15 protein-coding genes are annotated in these 20368 nt (G+C 58.6%); 5 read left to right on the top strand and 10 right to left on the bottom strand.

Features of this window, described 5'->3' with window-relative positions:
- Positions 1–10: 10 nt before the first annotated feature.
- Positions 11–973: a phosphatidate cytidylyltransferase gene (locus tag ABGM91_RS08880; RefSeq protein ID WP_354831555.1), complete on the bottom strand. Its 963-nt coding sequence runs from the start codon at positions 971–973 to the stop codon at positions 11–13.
- 554 nt (positions 974–1527) lie between these two features.
- Between ABGM91_RS08880 and ABGM91_RS08875 the strand changes: the two genes are divergently transcribed.
- Together ABGM91_RS08875 and rpiB are read left to right on the top strand one after the other, a co-directional pair.
- Complete coding sequence (locus ABGM91_RS08875; protein ID WP_354831553.1) at positions 1528–3741, top strand: carboxy terminal-processing peptidase; 2214 nt, start codon at positions 1528–1530, stop codon at positions 3739–3741.
- Between the two features lie 174 nt (positions 3742–3915).
- Positions 3916–5604, top strand: coding sequence for a ribose 5-phosphate isomerase B (rpiB, locus tag ABGM91_RS08870; RefSeq protein ID WP_354831550.1), 1689 nt, complete (start codon positions 3916–3918; stop codon positions 5602–5604).
- A gap of 128 nt (positions 5605–5732) precedes the next feature.
- Here rpiB and ABGM91_RS08865 read toward each other — a convergent pair whose 3' ends face one another.
- The 8 genes from ABGM91_RS08865 to ABGM91_RS08830 all read right to left on the bottom strand — a co-directional run bounded on the left by ABGM91_RS08865 (position 5733) and on the right by ABGM91_RS08830 (position 14458).
- The gene (locus ABGM91_RS08865; protein WP_354831548.1) at positions 5733–6614 is read right to left on the bottom strand and encodes a hypothetical protein; all 882 of its coding nucleotides are present in this window, start codon (positions 6612–6614) and stop codon (positions 5733–5735) included.
- Between the two features lie 143 nt (positions 6615–6757).
- A complete protein-coding gene (locus tag ABGM91_RS08860) occupies positions 6758–7171 on the bottom strand; it encodes a hypothetical protein (protein ID WP_354831545.1) in 414 nt (137 codons plus the stop codon).
- A gap of 217 nt (positions 7172–7388) precedes the next feature.
- Positions 7389–7796 (bottom strand): hypothetical protein, encoded by a 408-nt coding sequence (locus ABGM91_RS08855; RefSeq protein ID WP_354831543.1) that lies wholly within the window; start codon positions 7794–7796, stop codon positions 7389–7391.
- Positions 7797–7975: 179 nt separating this feature from the next.
- Positions 7976–9028 carry a TQO small subunit DoxD gene (locus tag ABGM91_RS08850; protein ID WP_354831540.1) on the bottom strand — a complete coding sequence of 351 codons (1053 nt, stop codon included), beginning with the start codon at positions 9026–9028 and terminating at the stop codon, positions 7976–7978.
- Between the two features lie 93 nt (positions 9029–9121).
- On the bottom strand, positions 9122–9817 hold the full coding sequence (locus tag ABGM91_RS08845; protein WP_215428965.1) for a M15 family metallopeptidase: 696 nt from the start codon (positions 9815–9817) through the stop codon (positions 9122–9124).
- A 74-nt stretch (positions 9818–9891) separates the two neighbouring features.
- Positions 9892–11964 (bottom strand): RNA polymerase sigma factor RpoD, encoded by a 2073-nt coding sequence (rpoD, locus tag ABGM91_RS08840; RefSeq protein WP_354831538.1) that lies wholly within the window; start codon positions 11962–11964, stop codon positions 9892–9894.
- Positions 11965–12022: 58 nt separating this feature from the next.
- Positions 12023–13828: a DNA primase gene (dnaG, locus tag ABGM91_RS08835; RefSeq protein WP_354831536.1), complete on the bottom strand. Its 1806-nt coding sequence runs from the start codon at positions 13826–13828 to the stop codon at positions 12023–12025.
- Between the two features lie 93 nt (positions 13829–13921).
- Entirely contained in the window at positions 13922–14458 is a 537-nt protein-coding gene (locus ABGM91_RS08830) for a hypothetical protein (RefSeq protein ID WP_354831534.1), read from the bottom strand.
- Positions 14459–14603: 145 nt separating this feature from the next.
- Between ABGM91_RS08830 and ABGM91_RS08825 the strand changes: the two genes are divergently transcribed.
- Together ABGM91_RS08825 and rimO are read left to right on the top strand one after the other, a co-directional pair.
- Positions 14604–16040 carry a hypothetical protein gene (locus ABGM91_RS08825; RefSeq protein ID WP_354831531.1) on the top strand — a complete coding sequence of 479 codons (1437 nt, stop codon included), beginning with the start codon at positions 14604–14606 and terminating at the stop codon, positions 16038–16040.
- A 26-nt stretch (positions 16041–16066) separates the two neighbouring features.
- Complete coding sequence (gene rimO / locus ABGM91_RS08820) at positions 16067–17425, top strand: 30S ribosomal protein S12 methylthiotransferase RimO (protein WP_354831528.1); 1359 nt, start codon at positions 16067–16069, stop codon at positions 17423–17425.
- A gap of 100 nt (positions 17426–17525) precedes the next feature.
- On the opposite strand, the gene ABGM91_RS08815 is transcribed toward rimO, so the two are convergent.
- On the bottom strand, positions 17526–18143 hold the full coding sequence (locus ABGM91_RS08815) for a hypothetical protein (protein ID WP_215428970.1): 618 nt from the start codon (positions 18141–18143) through the stop codon (positions 17526–17528).
- A gap of 280 nt (positions 18144–18423) precedes the next feature.
- Between ABGM91_RS08815 and ABGM91_RS08810 the strand changes: the two genes are divergently transcribed.
- Positions 18424–20295: a 4-alpha-glucanotransferase gene (locus ABGM91_RS08810; protein ID WP_354831524.1), complete on the top strand. Its 1872-nt coding sequence runs from the start codon at positions 18424–18426 to the stop codon at positions 20293–20295.
- Positions 20296–20368: the final 73 nt, after the last annotated feature.

The raw sequence follows: 20368 nt of genomic DNA, 5'->3' as shown, positions 1-20368 counted from the left end.
CCGGGACGGTTCAGCCGATGAAGGCCAGCAGGAGCCAGAAGAACGGAATGGTAAAGGAGGGGCTGTCAATCAGGTCAAACATGCCGCCAATCCCCGGAAGCAGGGAGCCGGAATCCTTGATAGCCAGGCTGCGCTTGACCAGGGAGCCTGCCAGGTCCCCGTAAACGGACAGCAGGAAAATGAAGGAGGTGCAGCCCGCCAGCACCAGCACCTGGGCCGTGGACAGGGCGGAGACCCTGAACATCGGGAAAACCAGCCCGATGGCCGCCGCATTCGTCAGCACCCAGGAGCCCAGGATGCCCTCCCACGTCTTCTTGGGGCTGATATGGGGGATGAGCCTGCGGGAGAACAAGCGCCCCCCCAGCAGGAACCCGCTGACATAGGCAAAAATGTCCGCCAGCTTCGTCACCAGGATGACCCACAGCACGCACATGACGATGGCCGGATAAACATACCCTACCCTCATATAAGCCAGATGCAGGGCCAGGATGGTAAAGGCGAACAGCCAGCCGGGATAAATGAAAGAAAGCAGCGTGGTGGCCACGGAACGGAGCGCACGGCTGCCCACCACCGGATTCTTCATCTCACGGATGAAGGAAATCACCACCAGGAGAACAGGAGCGCCAAGGGCCAGCATCAGGGGGAAAGGAATAAGGAAAGGCCCCTCCTGCATGGTGGCGGTGGCCCGGAACTTGGTCATCCAGCACGCCAGGGACAGGAGCACCGGATACGCCGCGCCAAAGAAAAAGCTCAAATTCGGCTGGGACGCCTTTCTGGAACGCAGCAGCATATGCCGCCACTCCCAGGCGGACAAAATGCAGAAAATGCAAACGAGCCCGTAATAACCAAGTTCATTGTCCCACCACAGGGCGCCCGCCAGCAAACCCAGCAGAATCACGGTGCTGAACGAACGCTTCAGCAGAACGCCCATGTTGCTTCCGGAAGGGTTCTTGTCCTGATCTGGTGTTCTCATCTCACGCGAAGTGTACAGAAAACCTCCGTGACCTCAACACTGAAATGCTTCTTTCCGCCGCCTCCGCGGCAGGAAACGCCCGCTCCCCTTCCTGTCAGCCGCGCCGCAAACACGGGAAAAGCTCCTTCCGCCCCTTTCACCCCTGAACCGCCATGGCGGAAGGGATCAGGAAACCGCTGTTAAAAAGCTCCGCGGCATGCGTAAACACGCCGCCCCGCCTCCCGGCAGCCTTAATATGACAAATGCCGGACTTCCTCACAGAAATTCAAACTTTATGGTGTACAGGTTCTCCAATGAATTTACCCCTTTTCCCTCTCCTCCTTTCCGTGCTCCCCCAGACGGTTTCCGGCGCGGCGCGCGGCATTATTTCCGGACGGACGAAGCCTCTTCCCCCCGTCCGGCTTCTCTTTTCCCCATCCGGAAACCCGGCGCATCAAATAGCGTCATGTAGACGTTTTATAAGATAGACAAACACCTCCAAATCAGTAAAAATTACATCCCAGCACTAGCTTTTCTCCCTGAGGGGGAAAACTGCACCATTTTCCGTTATGAACATGCACTCATTCCGTTGGATTCGACTCACAGCATTCTCGGCCCTGGCCGCGGCAGCCATCACCTCCTGCGCCTCTGCGGCCACGGATTTCAACCAGGTGGGCAAGCAAATGTCCCTCCTGCTCCAGAACTTCCACTTCTCCCGCAAGGAATTCAGCGACGAACTGTCCGGCAAATTCCTGGAAACCTACCTTCGCAAGGTAGACCCCAACAAGATTTTCTTCACTCAGCAGGACGTGGACGCCCTCAAGAAAAAATACGGCAAGGAACTGGACGACTACCTGATGTCCGGCCAGATGATGGACGCGGCACAGGCCATGCACGCCCTGTACCGCCAGCGCGCCATGCAACGCATCGCCTATGCGCGGGACCTGCTGAAAAAGGGCGGCTTTACCTTTGACAAGGACAGGAGCATTGAACGCTCCCGCCGCAAAACCGCCGCCTGGCCCAAGGATGAGGCGGAAATGCAGCTGGTCTGGAAAGACATGGTGGAGGAACAGCTCCTGTCTGAAATCCTGCGCCGTGAAACCGTGGCGCGCCTGGCCAAGGAACAGAACAAGCCGGACCCCCTGGCCAATGAAAAGCCCGCGGAGGAAAAACTGCTCATGCGTTATGAGCGCATCCAGCGCAACATCCAGGAAACGGATCTGGAAGACGTGGCGGAAACCCTGCTCAGCGCGGTGGCCATGACCTATGACCCCCATACGGACTACATGGGCGCCCGCCAGGTGGACCGCTTCAAGATTTCCATGGGCACGGAGCTCACCGGCATCGGCGCCCTGCTGGGCAGCGAGGACGACGGCTCCACCAAAATCACCGGCATCGTCGTGGGCGGTCCGGCGGACAAATCCGGGGAAATCAAGCTGAATGACCGCATCGTGGCCATTGACTCCAACAACTCCGGGGAAATGGTGGACATCCTGTTCCTGAAGCTGGACAAGGTGGTGGACATGATCCGCGGGGCTGAAAATACGCAGATGCGCATGAAGGTGGAACCTGCGGACGCCCCCGGACAGGCCAAGATCATCACGATGACCCGGTCCAAGGTGCCGTTGAAGGATGAACTGGCCAAGGGAGAAATCATTGAACTCTCCGGAGCTCCGGAAGGGCAGAACCGCATCGGCGTGCTGAGCCTCCCCTCTTTTTATGCGGACATGGAAGGCGGCGACCGCCGCTGCGCCAAGGACGTCAAGAAAATCCTGGAACGGATGAACAAGGAAAACGTGGACGGCCTGGTCATTGACCTGCGCAGCAACGGCGGCGGCTCCCTGGAAGAAGTGCGCCTGATGACGGGCTTCTTTACCGGAAACGGTCCCGTGGTGCAGATCAAGGACACCCGCGGCAACGTGGACATCAAATCCGCCCACAACCGCCAGAAGCTCTTTAACGGCCCCATCGTGGTGCTCATCAACAAGCTCAGCGCCTCCGCCTCTGAAATTCTGGCGGCGGCCCTCCAGGACTACGGCCGCGCCGTCATCGTGGGGGATGAATCCACCTTCGGAAAAGGGTCCGTGCAGCAGCCGGTGGACATCGGCCAGTACCTGCCCTTCTTTGCCGCCAGGGACCGCGCCGGCCTCCTGAAAGTCACCACGCAGAAATTCTACCGCGTGGCGGGCGGCTCCACCCAGCTCAAGGGCGTGGAAAGCGACATCCAGCTCCCCACCGCTACGGCGGCGTTTGAACTGGGGGAAGACATCCTGGACTACGCCATGCCCTATGACCAGATCACGCCCTGCACCAACTACAAAAAGGACTCCTCCATCGCGGCCATGCTGCCCGAGCTGAAGGAAGCCAGCGCAAAGCGCGTGGAAAAAGACCGCGACCTCCAGCTTGCCAAGGAAGACATCTCCATGATGAAGCAGCGCATCAAGGAAAACAAGCTCTCCCTGAACAAGAAAGCCAGGGAGCAGGAAAACGCCACCCTGGAAGCGCGCCGCAAATCCATCAACAAGGAACGCAAGTCCCGCTTTGCGGAAATGGCCAAGGAAGACGCCACCAGGTACAAGATTTACCGCCTGACGCTGGATGACGTCAACGCCAAGGAACTTCCCCTGGCGGACCCTGAAAAGGACAATGAACAGTTCATGCACCTGGCGGAAGACCCCACGGCGGAACTGGATGATTCCCCGGAATATCCCTCCGGCCTGGATCCCGAACTCCGGGAAGGCATCAACATCGTCCAGGACATGCTGAAGCTGGAATCCGCCGGAAAATAACGGCCATTCCACATCCCTCTCCAGGCGCCCCGGTTTTCTCCAGAAACCGGGGCGCCTCTTTTTCCGGGGAAATACCGGGCCCGGTACATCCTGAAACGGTCCGGAGTGAATCCGGGGCTTGCCAGCCGGGGTGAAATAAGGCAGAATCCCTGCCCGTCAGCAATGAGCACCACCATGAATACGACATATAAAATTGCCATCGGCGCAGACCACGCCGGAGTCGACCTCAAGGAAACCGTAGTAGAACTCCTCAAGGCATGGGGCCATGAAGTGACCGACATGGGTACCATGACCAAGAATTCCTGCGACTATTCCGACTACGCCAATGCAGTCGCAAGCAGCATTGCTGACGGTACCAACGACCGCGGCATCCTCATCTGCCGGTCCGGAATCGGCATGAGCATCGCCGCCAACCGCTGGGTGGGCGTGCGCGCCGCCCTCTGCCGCACGGCTCCCGCCGCGGCCCTCTCCCGCCAGCACAATGACTCCAACCTGCTGTGCCTGGCCTCCGCCTATGTGGACAATGAAAGCGTGGAAGACGTTCTGGACGCATGGCTGCACGCAGACTTTGAAGGCGGACGCCATGAACGCCGCGTCGTCAAATCCTCCGGCAGCCCCCTGCAGTGGACGGACCCGGAACTGGCCGCGTTCATCCAGGAGGAAGGCCGCCGTGAAAGCAACAACATTGAGCTGATCGCCTCTGAAAACTTCGCCTCCCCCTCCGTCCGGGAAGCCCAGAGCTCCCTGCTGACCAACAAATATGCGGAAGGCTACCCCGGCAAGCGCTGGTACGGCGGCTGCGAGGTGGTGGACAAGGTGGAACAGCTCGCCATTGACCGCGTGCTGAAAATCTTCGGCGGGGACCATGCCAACGTGCAGCCCCACTCCGGCTCCCAGGCCAACATGGCCGTTTACTTCTCCGTGCTCAAGCCTGGCGACACCATCCTGACGATGGACCTTTCCCACGGCGGCCACCTCACCCACGGCCACCGTGCCAACTTCTCCGGCAAGCTGTACAACGTGGTTCACTACGGCGTCTCCCAGGAAACGGAAGCCATTGACTACGATGCCCTGGAAAAACTGGCCATGGAAGTGAAGCCCCAGATGATCACGGCAGGCGCCAGCGCCTACTCCCGCACGATCGACTTTGAACGCATGGGCCAGATCGCCAAGGCCTGCGGCGCGTACCTCTTTGTGGACATGGCCCACATCGCCGGCCTGGTGGCCGGGGGCCAGCACCCGAACCCGGTCCCCTATGCGGACTTCGTCTCCTCCACCACGCACAAATCCCTGCGCGGCCCGCGCGGCGGCTTCGTGATCTGCAAGGAGGAATACGCCAAGAAGCTGGATGCGGCCGTGTTCCCCGGCATGCAGGGCGGCCCGCTCATGCATGTGGTCGCCGCCAAGGCGGCCTGCTTCGGTGAAGCGCTCAAGCCGGAATTCAAGGACTACGCCGCCCAGGTGGTGAAAAACGCCAAGGCCATGGCGGACAAGATGACGGAGCTCGGCTTCCGTGTCGTCTCCAACGGCACGGACAACCACGTATTCATGGTGGACCTCCGCAACAAGGGCATCAACGGCGCGGACGCCCAGGAAGCCCTGGACCGCGTGGGCATCACCGTGAACAAGAACGCCATCCCGTTTGACACGGGCTCCCCCATGAAGCCCTCCGGCATCCGCATCGGTACGCCCGCCGTAACCACCCGCGGCATGAAGGAAAAGGATGTGGAACAAGTGGCGGAATTCATCGCCCGCGCCCTGGCCCTGTACGTGGGCGACCAGGTCTGCCCGAATCCGGACGGCTTTGCCCAGCTCAAGGAAGAAGTCTCTGCCTTCAATCGCAACTTCCGCCTGCCTCATTAAGAGAATTGCCTTTTCACGTTCAAGCCGTCCCATTGCTGGCAATGGGACGGCTTGCGCTTTTCATGGGAATAATGAGAACGGGAGGGGACTGCATCAAAGGGCCTTCCGGTCCGGCACCCAGCGCTCTGCTAACGGGGATCTGCCGGAATGTTTCCTCCTCCCACTGTAGCCGCCATATAACAGGCGGCTACATCGGCAATGCCGTGGCCGTTGGAAAGAGGCGCATTCTGCCTGGGGATGCGGTACCGGCCGCCCACCAATCCTCCGCCATACGTACTGACCCGATCACAGTAAGTGGTTATATGGTCCAGCACGCCGGCAGCGGCCGTCAAATGGGCTGCACCCAGCACCCGCAAGGAATTACCGGATAAACCCGCAGCATTGACCGCAACGCCGCCAACCAAGAGAGGAGACGGTACATTGGCCGCCACACCGAATTGGGCCATGCCGCCGCCCAGGGAATGCCCGGTGGCCCGCAAGGACACTATTCCCGGCACATTATTCAACAAATGGCGGATCAGCCCCGCCGCCCTAATGTAGCAAATATCACAGGAATACAACTGGAAAATATCCGTCAATACATTGGGGGCAAAGACACCCCAATGTCCCGTATCCGTCCCGCGAAACGCCACATACACATTGCAGCCACCGTTCCCGTCGGCCTCTTGCTTGATGTAGCCATTAAACCCATGGCGCACATGGACATGCCCGCTGGCGGGATCGTAGCCGGTTGCACCGCCAAAAGGAGAGAAAGCATGATTCAGGGAGGCCAATGGAACGCCCGGCAGAAGGGCTGCGTCAGGATGCGGCGCCATTCCCATCAGGTACCCTCCAGCACCCGGATTAAGGTAGGCGTACCGGGAAAAAGTGACCCAAGTGGGAATGCGGGCAGGATAATGCGTATTATCCCTGTAATGAAGGCGGCAACTTAACCTGGCCGTGACAATGCCGGCCAATATCTGGACCAGAGCGGAATGCCGGGTCAGAGGCAACCCCGAAATTCTTTCCATGATGTAATTATAATGAGGAAGCGCCGCATGGCCTTCCTGAACGAGAAAGGCATCCAGCCTGCGTCTCCCATCCCGGTGGGAAAAATACCTGGTCGCAATAAAATCAAGCAGGTGCCTGAGATGAAGTAATGGAGTCATGGTATTTATCGAATTGAATTTTGAACATAATTCAGCACATCACGTTCTTCATCCGTGAGTGTGCCTCCCAGCTCCTCTTTCCTTGACAAAATCTCCCGGGAGAACAGGAGAACATCCTGATACAGGGACGCGATCTGGTTCTGTTCCAGTTGGTCCAGGGCTTCAAACCCCTTCAGCTTGCCCAGCTGGGTTTCCACCCACTCCCGGATTTTCCCTTCGTCGGGTTCAGACGCGGAGTCCGCAAACTTTTCCCACTCCTCCAGCCAGGTATTCGGGATTTCCACTTCAGCCAGAGCCTGGAGCACTTGCTGCTCCAGATCATCCAGCTTGCCTTCCAGCCGTTCCATTTTTTCCAGGAACTGCTTTTCATCCGGTTCCGGAAAATGGAAGGATGAATCATTATTTTTCTCGTCAGACATGATGTTTCAACATGGGTTGCGGTTTACCGCCGCATCCGGAAGGGATGCGTCCAACGGCAAACGCTGCATGGATACCCTGGCCTCCTGCGTCCGGAAAGAAAACAGGGGCTTTCCCAATACGGGGAACCATCATTCACAACAGCCATGCGCGCCTTGCAGCGGCATGGAGAGGCACGGCATGAACAAATGCCATTTACAAAGCCATGCGGGAAGCCGGCTATTTCCCCTCCCCGCCCAAACGGCTTTCCATGGACATCAGGGTGCACTTGGCGGCAAGCCATGCGTCCCGGGCCCTGAGAACCTCCATTTTATCACCCGTATTGGAGGCGCAGGCTTTTTCCGCCAGCCGGAAGGCCTGTTCCAGAGACTTGGCCAGCTCCTTCTGGATGGCAATGGCATCTTCCGGAGAGGCGGCATTGTCACGGCGGAATTCCAGCAAATTCACGTTGGCCCGGATTACGGCATCCCAGTGGGCAAGGCCGGACTTGTACTGTTCCTGCGCCAGTTCAGCCATGCTGGACAAAAGCTGTTCCCTTTCCTTGAGGAGGGAATTCAAGGTTTCTTCCGCCGGAGAAGCGGACGAAAAGCAGGCAAGACAGAGTATGGTCAGGGTAGTTTTCATCATTCCCCTTTTATCCCCACCGTCACCCTTGTCAAGATGGAAATGAACGTATCCTTCTGAAACAGAGAAGTTCCTGCGGAAGACAAGCAGCTTGTCGCGAACAAACACGCTTACCGCCCGGAAGAATTTCCCCCACGGGGACTCTTCTCCTTATCCTGCCTTTCTCCATCTTCCGGGACCGCTCACGCACCGCCAGCCTTCCGGACCGGAGCGGACCATTCCTTGCCGCTCACGTCCGTCAGCACCACAGAGACCGGACCTTCCGGAACCACGGGCAGCGCGGCGGGGAGCGTCACGCCGGCCTTCGCCCCCAGCGGAATAACCAGACCGAAAGCTCCCGGCTTGATCCGCGCGATATAACTATTTTCAATAGCGGAAGGAGGGAGGGCGGAAAGCTCGTCCGCCTCCATCTTCCACAGGGTATTTCCCTGTCCGTCCGTCAGCCGGACGCGGACCAGGAAGGAACCGTAGGTGTCCACGCCCTCCGTGCGGTATACGTTGAAGCGCAGGCCATCCTCGGACAGGGAAGCCCCGCTTACTTCCAGCAGAGGCTTCACGGACTTGTTATGGAGCGGCCCCCAAACCCCGCCATGGAAGAACTGGTTGGTTCCCAGCGTGACGAACATCATGAACACGGCGGACCAGATGGAAACCTTAGCCAGCTTCCGGTACCCCAGCGGCAGCGGACCGGACGCCACCCACGCAAACAGGGAGGCCCGGCGAGTGCAGCATGGGAGCTGCGCCAGCTTGCGGTCCAGGGAGCAGGAACCGCCACCCGTCAGGAAGAGGAGAAGCCCGGCGCACATTCCCAGAATGCCTATCTGCCATTCATCCAGGCAGGTGGTCCCCAGCCACCCGGAACCCAGCAGAATCCCCAGCGCCAGGGAGAAAACGCCTACGGCCGCCAGACGCGTCAGCAGCCCCAGCATGAGCATTAGCCCTACCAGGAATTCAATGATGGTGAACGCCGCCATGAACCACCAGAGTTCAGACGGGTGCGTCACCAGATACTCAATGACCGGCTTGATTCCCAGAGCATTGGGCAGAAAATGGTTGAATTTGACGCCGATGTAGCCCGGGTCTTCCGGGATCAGCTTGTTTTCCAGAACTAGGCGGCGCCAGAAAGCGGAGAAATACGTCCAGCCCACCACCAGGCGGAGAGGAAGGGCTATCACCGCGGCCCAGCGGTAGGCCTCAGGCTGGAGGGAGGAATCATGGAAACGTTCTTCTTTCATCTGGTCAAATTCTACAGTATTCTGTTATCCTATTTCCACCGGGAAAAAATCAAAGGATAAAATGCGCGTCCGTGACAGCGGACGTGTCAGCGCCTACCGCGCGGCCATGCCGTCCCACACCGGAAAGTAATAATGCAGGGAGGGCGCCGGTTCATTCAGCAGGCGGTAGTGCCACCATTCCGGGGAATAATTGGCAAACCCCTGTTTTTCAAATGCCTTTTTCAGAATCATCCGGTTCCGGTGCTGGACCGGAGTCACCAGGGGGCTGTCCGTAGCGGAGCTGGGGTCCAGCAGGTCATGATGGCCGCCCATGTCCACAGGCTTTCCGGTTTTGGCGTACAGCAGGGAGACGTCCACGGCCACGCCGCGGGAATGTTCCGAGAAATCGCGCACATAGTGGTCCCCGAATACCTTTGCCTTGTCAATGTTCGGGTAATACCTGGCCTTCATCTTCTGGTCACCCGCGTCCGCGCCCCATTTGCAGATGTCCAGCACGGCGGTATGGGGACGGTAGGCGTCATAAATTTCCAGCACATAGCCCTGCCTGTACAGGTCTTCCGAGACTTTTTTCAGGGCGCGCGCCGTCTGCGTGCGCAGGATGGCGCGCCTGCCGTGGTAGCCGTCCAGCGGACGCCCCACAAAGTTGTCATAACCGGCATACTTCAGGTTGGTTTTCACCAGCGGGGCCACCTGGTCCACATAAACAAAGCCCGGCTGCATCACGGGCTGGAGCGGCTGGTTGAACGCGGGCTTGAAGTCCCCGGTGCCGGAACAGGAAGCCAGTAACATAAAAATGCCGCATGCCGCGGCCACGCAGGTCTTCATGACCCTGGAGCGTAGCACGGCATGCGGCGTAAATCCGGTCAGGATTCCGTCATTTCCAGGAATCCCTTGATCTTGCTGATGCGCGTGGGGTGGCGCAGCTTGCGGAGGGCCTTGGCTTCAATCTGGCGGATACGTTCGCGCGTGACGCTGAACTGGCGGCCCACTTCCTCCAGAGTGCGAGGGCTGCCGTCCCGGAGGCCGAAGCGCTGTTCAATGACCTCGCGCTCGCGGTCCGTGAGGGTGTCCAGCACATCCTTGATCTTTTCCTTCAGGAAGGAGAAGGAGGCTTCCTCCATGGGGTTTTCCGCTGCCTTGTCCTCAATGAAGTCGCCAAAGGAGGTATCGTCGGAATCCCCTACAGGGGCTTGCAGGGAAATGGGCTGCTGGGCCATCTTCAGCACGGAACGCACGCGTTCCACGGGAAGGTGGATTTCCTCCGCGATTTCCTCCGGCGTGGGTTCGCGCCCGTATTCCTGCACCAATTGTTTCTGAACACGCATCAGTTTGTTGATGGTTTCAATCATGTGCACGGGAATGCGGATGGTGCGGGCCTGGTCCGCAATAGAACGGGTAATGGCCTGGCGGATCCACCAGGTGGCGTACGTGGAGAATTTGTAGCCGCGGCGGTATTCAAACTTTTCCACCGCCTTCATCAGGCCCATGTTGCCCTCCTGGATCAGGTCCAGGAAGGAAAGGCCGCGGTTGGTATACTTCTTGGCAATGGAGATGACCAGGCGCAGGTTGGCTTCCACCATCTCGTCCTTGGCCCTGCGGGCTTCGCGGAGCCATTTGCGGAGTTCCTGGTAGGCTTCCGTCATTTCATCCGCCGTCATCCACATGCGCAGTTCCAGCTCCGCAAGGTGTTCCTTCTGTTCCTTGTTTTCCGGGTCCTGGGCCACCTTCTTCTGCATGCGGAGCACGCGGTCGCGGGCCTCGTCAATCATGGAGCAGAAATCTTCAATCACCTTGTGCTTGAAGTACAGGCGGCCGAAGAGCTTCACCAGCACGCCGGCAATCTTGTCAAACTCCGCCTGGCGCGCTTTCACGGATTTGGCGGCCTCCCGGCTGCGGTACAGCTTGCGGAAGGCGCTGGAAGCGTCCTGATGGGTCTGCTGGATCTGGGCGCAGAGCTGGGCGAGGCCCTTCATGTAGCGTTCCCGCGAGTCAATCTTCTTGTCCAGGATGACGCGGTCAAAGCGTTCCTCGTTGTCAAGCAGGCGGTAGGCCACGTCCAGATAGGCGTTCGCAATGAAGCCGAAGCGGTGCACGCAGCGCTGGACGTTCTGTTCCGCGTCCTCAATCCTCTTGGAGATGGCCACTTCCTCTTCACGGGTGAGCAGGGAAACCTGGCCCATCTGCTTCAGGTACATGCGGACGGGATCGTCCAGAATGTCCATCTTGGCTTCCAGCTTTTCCTCTTCGTCCTCTTCCTCCGTGTTGATGCGGGTGCGGTCCGTGTAGCTGTCCACGTCGGACGCGTCAATGATGTCAAACGCCATGCTGCGCAGGCGGTCCATGATGGCCTCGTAATCCTGCTGGTCAACAATGTCGTTGGGAAGGGAGTCATTAATGTCGTCAAAGGTCAGGTATCCCTGCTCCTTGGCAAGCTTGATCAGTTCACGGATTTTTTCCTGGATTTCCGGGGCGTCAATCGGATTCGTGATCTTGCGGCTGGCAGCCCTCTTGCGTTCCTCTTCCAGGATTTCGCTCAATTTCTTGGGAGCTTCCGCCTTGGCGGACTTCTTCTCCGCAGGTTTCTTTTCCGCAGGCTTGGCCGGGGTCTTCCCGGCTGCGGCAGGGGCAGCCGTTTTTTTGGCCGGAGCGGCGGCGGGGGCCTTTTTAGCAGGTACCGCAGTCTTCTTGGCCGCAGAGGCCGGGGCAGCCTTTTTCACCGGGGCCTTCTTTTCCGCAGCGGGCTTGGCGGCTGCGGGCTTTTTGGCCGCCGGAGCGGCAGCCTTGGCGGGGGCTTTTTTGGCAGGTGCCGCCTTGGGAGTGGTTTTGGAAGTTTTTGCGGCAGGCTTGGCCGCTATTTTTTCCTTGGATTCAGAAGCTTTTTTGCTGGCGGAAGTCTTCTTGGGAGAAGAGGAGGATGGGTCACCGGATTTGGACATATCTTGAAAAGAAGAGGGCACAATTCACCATTATACAATACCCGGAGGTATCGAAGCACTACATTGTACCTAGTAAACGCTTCAAGTCAACACTAAGTTTGGATAACTCCAGCTTTCTGGCGGCATCCGTGGAGGGGTCCGCAATCTCCGCTTTCAGGGAGGCGATGTGCCTTTCCAGCGCAGCCTTCGCAATGCCGGAACAGGCCTCCTGAACGCTCCTGTCCACATCCGGAATGGGCACCGGGTCCAGATTCAGCAGGTGCAGGGCGTCCCGTTCCGGCTGGGGAAGGGACGCCAGAAAGGCCTGGATGGCCGCGGGACTGTCCGGAGAAGGCAGCCGGGCCAGGATTTTTTTCAGGATTTCCCCGCCTTGCAGCATCCGCATGGGTTCCAGCAATTCCTCAATGCGGTCCACGATGAGGCTTTGCGCCCGCGCGTTCTGAAGGGACAACTCGCAGAGCACGGCCACCGCCCGGTTCATCTTCACGGGAGGCAGCACCTGCGGAACATCCTGCTCCGGCGCGGAACGGCCCGCGGACTGGGTCTTTTCCCTCTCCCGGCGCCTGCCCGCCGTTCTCACCGCGCCGCGCAGGTTGTCCGCCGTCATGCGCATGCGCGCGGCGATGTCCGCCGTGGCCAGGTCACGCGCCACAGGGTCGCTCATGCAGGCCAGCAGGGACGTCAGCTCACGGGCAAAGGCGGCGCTGGAGCCGGCGTCATTCAGCAGCCCCCGTTCCCGGGCGCGTTCAATGCGGACTTCAAAGAAGGAATGAGCCTGCTCCACCATTTCCGAAAAAACTTCCTTCCCTTCCCTCTTCATGAAGGAGTCCGGATCATCCCCCGCGGGCAAATTCACCAGAAAAATATCCTTGCCGAAGGGGGCCAGTTCCCTGAACGCGCGGTCCGCCGCCGCCATGCCCGCCTTGTCCGCGTCAAAGCACAGCACAATCCGGGAGGCATAGCGTGAAAGAATCCTGGCGTGCTCCGGCGTGAACGCCGTCCCCAGCGGAGCCACGGCAAAGGAAAGCCCCGCTTCATGGCAGGCGATGACGTCAATCTGCCCTTCGCACAACAGGGCCTTTCCCGTCTTCCCCATGGGGCCGCGCGCCCTGTCCAGCGCAAACACCACGTCCCCTTTCTTGAAAATGGCCGTCTCCGGGGAGTTGACATACTTGCCCACGTTTTCCTGGGCGCGCAGGATGCGGCCGGAGAACGCCACGCACTCCCCGTACACGTTGTTGATGGGGAACATCAGCCTGTCCCGGAAACGGGCGTACAGGTCCCCCCTCTCTCCGCGGTTGGCAAGGCCCGCATCTATCAGCACCTGGTCCGGCAGGCCCTCCGTGCCTGCCCAGGCCAGGAACTCCCGGGAGGAATCCGGCGCCCAGCCCACCTGCCAGCGCTTGGCCATGTCCGCCCCGTAGCCGCGGGAATTCAGGTAGGCCCTGGCCTCCGCCGCCTTTGGCGAACGGAGCAGAAGCTTGTGGAAAAATTCAGCCGCCTTCTTGTGGGCTACCAGCAGGGCGGTGCGCGCCTTGCGCCGCTTTTCCTCCGCGGCGTCATACACCTCTTCCGCAATGGTGATTCCGGCTTTTTCCGCCAGACGCCGCACGGTATCCGCAAAGCCCAGGTTCTCCATCTTCATCACGAAGGTGATGGCGGACCCCCCTTCCCCGCAGCCGAAGCATTTGAAGTTCTGCCGGGTCTGGTCCACGATGAAGGAAGGCGTTTTCTCATTGTGGAACGGGCAGCACGCCTTCCAGCGGGACCCTGCCCTTTTCAGGGAAAGGTAGGAACCCACCACATCTACAATGTTCGTGGCTTCCAGAACGCGCCGGATGCTGTCTTCATCAATCCTTCCCATAAGGCGCGGTCAGTTTATCACAGAATTCCTATAAGGACAATTAGTAGTTGAAATATTAGCAATGATTACTACCTAAAAATCACCATATAATTACTATTCTCTTTCTTCTTCTCCATTTTCAAACCATTTAAATTCCGATTTATTTTTTGTTTTATCCAATACAACATGAGCACCTATTCGGTAGTGATATTTAGCTTTCTTACATGTCAAATATTTCAATTTATCATAATCATTTTTATAATAATTTTTATTTGGTTTTAATTTTTTAACTTCAATTACAATCAAATTTGAGTATTCATCATTATTCCCTCGAATATGAATCACTAAATCAGGTCGTATACTTTTATTATAATCAACATCTCCTAAACAACTTTCCCTTTTTCCACATTCTTCACATTCTTTAAATGCTTTCTTTGGATCATCTTCAAATCTATTATATTCAGAATCAACTACATAACCTTTTAATACAATCAATTTCTCAATTTCTAATGCACGTTGTAAATAATATCCTAAACGAAAAGTAATAGTCCATTCGGATTTTTCAAACAGATCGCTATCATTTTCCCATATTTTATCCACACATCCATAAATAATTTTTTTCAATTTTTCGAAAATTTCAGAATCTTCCATAATAACATATTATGGAATAAAAAAGATCAACAATCAACTATTAAATAGCTAACTTCTTTTAATAAAGATAGAAAATCATCCACTCATGGCAAGGCGAATGTATTTCCCCATTGAGCGCGGGCGCGGAACGTGTTAGCTTGCAGGCATGAAGCATATTCACCTTCTGTTGCTGGCTCTGCTGGCCCTGTTTGCCGGGTCCCCGTTCCGGGCGGCCGCGGAGGAATCCTTCCGCGACCGGGTAGTAGTCATCCCCGTGGGAGAAGACTCCCTGACCAGCAAGCAGAGCTTCGGCTTCATGAACCGCATCCTGAAGCGTGCGCAGGAGGAACAGGCGCGGGCCGTGGTGTTTGACCTGAACACGCCCGGCGGCCTGGCCTGGGAAACCAGCGAGATGATGATGAAAAGCATCCAGCCGCTGACCATTCCCACCTATGCCTATGTGAACCCCAAGGCCATGTCCGCCGGAGCGCTTATCTCCGCGGCGTGCGACAAGATTTACATGGCGCCCGTCTCCTCCATCGGCGCGGCGGGCATCATCACCTCCTCCGGGGAGGAAATGGACCCCGTCATGCGCAAGAAGGCGGAAAGCGCCTTCTGGGCCTTCACCCGCTCCGTAGTCACGGAAAAGGGCTACCGCCCGGAGGTGGTGAAGGCCATGATGATTCCGTCTGACAAGGACCAGCAGTTCGGCCCCGTCAAGCTGGAAAAAGGCGCGCTCCTGACCCTGACGGGCAAGGAAGCCGCCACGCGGCTGGAAGACGGCAAGCCCCTGCTGGCCCAGGGAACGGCCACCTCCGTCACGGACCTGCTGGCCCAGGAGAAGGTGGACGCCCCCGCGGTCACGGCGGAGCCCACCGCCTTTGAACGCATCGGCCTCTGGATTGCATGGGCCTCCCCCGTGTTGATCCTGCTGGGCATCGGCGGCATTTACATGGAATTCAAGACTCCGGGGTTCGGCATCGGCGGCATCGTGGCCATTGCCGCGTTCGCCCTCTTCTTCTTCGGCAATAACATTGCGGGGAACCTGGCGGGGTATGAAACGGCGGCCCTGCTCATTCTGGGCGTGGTCCTGCTGTGCGTGGAATTCTTCGTCATCCCCGGCACCTTCATTGCGGCCATTGCGGGCGGCATCTGCATCTTCCTGGCCCTGTTCGGCGGCATGATCAGCTCCTGGGAATGGGACCACGTCATCCGTGACGGACAGTGGGACGACGTTAACACGCTGGCAATGGTCCTGGGCATTCCCCTGCTGAAACTCGCCCTGGGCCTGACCGGGGGAGCCATCCTCATTGCCGTGCTGATGAAGTACCTGCCGGATTCCATCCTGATGCGCCGCGTGACGAACGCCACGGTCAGCGGCGGCCCCGCCGGGGAGGCCGTCAACCTTCCGCGCGTGCAGGTAGGCGACCGGGGGAACGCCGTAACGGAGCTGAAGCCCAACGGCAAGGCCATGATCCATGGCGAAATATGCGAGGTTTTCTCTCGACAAGGCATACTGATTAAGGGTACCCCTGTGCGCGTCGTGGACATCCGTCCGTTCGACCTCGTCGTCGTCAGGGACGACTCCCCCGCCGGGGACTGACTTCACCACGCTCTTCACTCACTGCCATGCCTCTCACCGTTGGACTCATTTCCCTGGGCTGCCCCAAGAACCTGATCGACTCTGAAATCATGATCGGCCACATGCAGAAGGCCGGCATGGCCATGACCCCGGAGCCGGAACTGGCGGACGTGATGGTGGTCAACACCTGCGCCTTCATTGACCAGGCCAAGCAGGAAGCCATCGACGCCATTCTGGACGTCGTGCGCGCCCGGGAAAGCGGAGCCTATCCGGAAAACCAGAAGCTGATTGTAGCGGGCTGCCTGTCCCAGCGCTTCCAGAAGGAACTCCCTGCCCTGCTGCCGGAGGTGGACGCCTTCATCGGCCCGGACCAGATCACCAAACTCCCGGAAATCATCACGGAAGTAATGGAGCGGACCGCTCCGGACAAAAATTTTATTGAAGGCAAATGCAAGTACGTGCCGGACTGGGACACGCCGCGCTACCGCCTCACCCCCTCCCATACGGCCTACATCAAGATAGCGGAAGGGTGCAACCACGGCTGCGCCTACTGCATCATCCCCATGATCCGGGGGCGCCACCGCAGCCGTTCCCAGCAGGACGTGGTGCGTGAAGCGGAAGCCCTCATCCGGTCCGGAGTAAAGGAAATCTGCCTGATTGCCCAGGACATTACCTATTACGGCATGGACAAATGGACGGACGCCCGCCCCAACCGCCGCAGCGCGGTGGATTCTTCCCGCGGGGAATCCCTGGCCACCCTAATCCGCGCCCTGAACGCCATTGAAGGGGAATTCTGGATCCGCCTGCTTTACACCCATCCCGCCCACTGGGGCGACGAGCTGACCGCCGCCATTGCGGAGAGCCCCAAGGTGGCCCGCTACGTGGACATCCCCCTCCAGCACATTTCCAACAACATGCTCAGCGCCATGCAGCGCGTGACGGACGGGGACTACATCCGCAACCTCCTGCGGGACATCCGGAAAGCCGTTCCGGGAATCGCCATCCGCACCACCTTCATCACCGGATTCCCCGGAGAGACGGAGGACGACCATCAGGAACTGATGGAGTTCATTGAAGAATTCCGCTTTGAACGGGCCGGTATTTTCACCTTCTCACGGGAGGAGGGAACCAAGGCCTACAAGATGCCCAACCAGGTGCACCACCGCACCAAGGCGCGCCGCTATAATGAGGCCACCCTGCTGCTGACCCGCATTGCCTCGGAAACGGGCCAGGACCAGATCGGCAAAAAAATCCGCGTGCTGGTGGACGCGCCCGGCGTCGCCAGAACGGAATGGGACGCCCCGGACATTGACGGAACCGTCTCCGTCCCCCTCACCCTGCCCGTCGGTGAATTCGCCACGGTCACTGTAACGGACGCCGTGGCGTATGAGCTGACGGCGGAATAGGCATCAGCCAATCAGACAGGGGAGAACAAGGTTCAAAGAAACTAGCGCAAGCGGGTAATAAATCCATCCCCGCTCTCCGGCGTCTGCGCCCAAGGCGCGCTTATTGTTTCACGCTGGATTCCGGGAGAGGCGCACTGACCGGAGGGGGTTCCTGCGGCGCGGCTCCCGAAGGTGACGGGGAAGCGGAGGCCGGCACCGGAACCAGGGAGGTATCCATGCGGGACATATCCAGCTCACGGGAAGCCGCTGCGGCTTCCGGGCTGACGGCGCCCATATTGGCGGGCAGCGGAAGCAGGGCTCCGTCCGGCCCTACCATGTCTGGAGCGGTGACGGGATAAAAGCCCATCATTTCCTGCGGATTGACTACTTCGGACAGGCTTACGTATCCCTGGCTGCCGTCCTCAAATTCCACCTTGGCGAACAAATCTCCGCAAACCAGCACCTTGGCTGTTTTCACGCCTCCCTTGACGGTTCCGCTCGTGGAAAAATTATTCTCCGGATTCTGCTCGAACACCATCAGCTTCTCCTTCTTGAACGTGACGGATTCCCCCGGCTTGTAAGAAGCCTGGTCCGCCCTGTGTTTGGCCGCCATTTTCTTGGACGTGATGCCCACGGGGTCCAGCGCCGAACTCTGGCGCTCCCAGGCATTCATATGCTTGTTCGGGCCGCAGGAGGCCAGAAGCGCCAGCAGGGCGGAAGGGAGAAGTGCCAATTTCATTTGCGTATGATTTTAACTGCCACAGATTGCGGATGGAAGCAGAATTTGCGCCTGTTTGCGCAGGATGCCATTTCAAAAAGAAAAATCCCGTCTTTCATGCCTATGCGCGTTCCGTTCATGCCAGGCAGCCAGGAAAACTTCTGTGCGCTCTTCCTGCGGAAACCCCGGAATCATGGCGCAAAGGCAACGTATTAGGCTTGCCGCATTCCTCCGGGAGATGCTATTCTGCCACTCACGGTTTCCACGGCTGGCACAGGTCCATCCGGGAAACCGTTCAAGCATGCGTTCTGATATGGATGAAAAGAGATTAGCCGGCGTAGTTCTGCCATTGTTCTCCCTGCGCCGCAACAACGACCACGGCATCGGGGACCTGACGGCCCTGCGCCAGTGGATTGACTGGGCGGCAGACGCCCATGTGGGATTTCTCCAGCTCCTGCCCGTCAATGCCCTGGGGCGGGACGAATGCCCTTCCCCCTATTCCGCCATCAGCTCCATTGCCCTGGAGCCCCTGTACCTTTCCCTGGAACCCTGGACCATCCCCGGCCTGGAAGAACGCGTCTTCAATGAAACCGGGGATACGCTGCCGTGGGAACAGCCCTCCGGCCCCAACCTGGTGGACTACCCCAAGGTCAGGTTCTGGAAAATGTGGATTCTGCGGGAAGCGTGGAACAATTTCAAGACCAAGCCGGAATATGAAGGCATCATGCCCAAGTTCCGGGAATGGGTGAAGGAACAGGGGAGCTGGCTGGAAGACTTTGTCTGCTTCCAGGTTCTCTGCGACCTGTTCGGCACGGAGATCTGGTGGCACTGGCCAGAGCAGGACCCCGCGCGGGCCAAGGCCATCGCCGCCGATTACGAGGAGGAAAAGGACTTTGCCCGCTGGCTTCAGTGGCTCTGTGAAAAGCAGTGGGAATTCATCCGGATTTACGCGGACGAACGCAACGTGAAACTGATGGGGGACATCCCCATAGGCGTTTCCCTGAGCAGCGCGGACGTCTTCTTTGAACGCTACCTGTTTGATACGGACTGGTGCGGCGGCGCCCCGGCGGAAGGCAATTACGCGGAGGACCCGTTCACGGGAAAATGGGGGCAGAACTGGGGCATTCCCCTGTACAAATGGGACGTCATGGCCCAGGACAATTTTGCCTGGTGGAGACGCCGGGTGAAGTACTGCACCAAGATTTTCAGCATGTACAGGATTGACCACATCCTGGGCTTTTACCGCATTTACTCCTTCCCGTGGAAACCCACGGAAAACGGGGTTTTCCTGCCCCTTACCCTTGAACAGGCGGCCCAGAGAACGGGCGGCAGGCTCCCCGGCTTCAAGCCGCGCGGGGATGACAACGCCGTGGAGCGCAACCTGAACCTGACGGACGGAGACCTTTACCTGCGCCTCCTGCTCTCCGCCGCCCCCGGCGTCAGCGTGGTGGGGGAAGACCTGGGATGTGTGCCGGATTACGTGCGCCCGAACATGCGCCAGCTTAACATTCCCGGCTTCAAGATACCCCACTGGGAAATCAGGACGGACGGCACCATCACTCCCGGAAAGGAATACCATGAATGCTCCTTTGCGGCGTTCGGCACGCATGACTTTGAAACCATCATGCGGACCTGGAATGACAGCTACGCCAAGATTGAGCGTGCACGGAAACTGGGCCTGTGGGAGGGCACCTCTCCCAAAACGCCGTCCGGACCGGAGCAGGAAAGCATTGTGCACCAGGCGGAAGACGGAGCGCGCCTGCTGAAATGGTTTGCGGACTTCGCGGGCATGCAGCCGGAAACATGGCTCTCCTACTGGAACCTGGAGATCAAGACGGCCATGTACAATGCCCTGTTCCGTTCCAACTCCCGTTATGCGGCCATCCTCTGGCCCGCCCTCTTTGACGTCAACAAGCGCCTGAACATTCCCGGCACCACGGGAGGCTCCAACTGGCGGGAGCGCATGCCCTTCAAGGCCGTGGAAGCCTATGACATGCCCCAGACCGCATGGCTGCGCAACGTGATCGGCGGCTCTGACCGCACGCCGCTGCAGGGGGAAGACGCCATCAGGGCGCTCAAGGAATCCAGCAGGCGCCTCTTCCCGAAGGTCACCGTCAACAATGAACGCTTCCTGAAACGGATGCTGATGTGGCCCAACGGAAAATCCCTGTAAGTTCCGGCCAGTTTCCGGAGGGCCCTCAAGACCTTGCAGCGCTTCACGGCCTTTAAGGGAATAATCCCGGAAA

It is taken from the genome of Akkermansia muciniphila, from assembly GCF_040616545.1.
Lineage (GTDB): Bacteria > Verrucomicrobiota > Verrucomicrobiia > Verrucomicrobiales > Akkermansiaceae > Akkermansia > Akkermansia muciniphila_E.
Note: the sequence above shows the minus strand (reverse complement) of the source record. Positions and strands in the feature narration are given on the sequence as shown.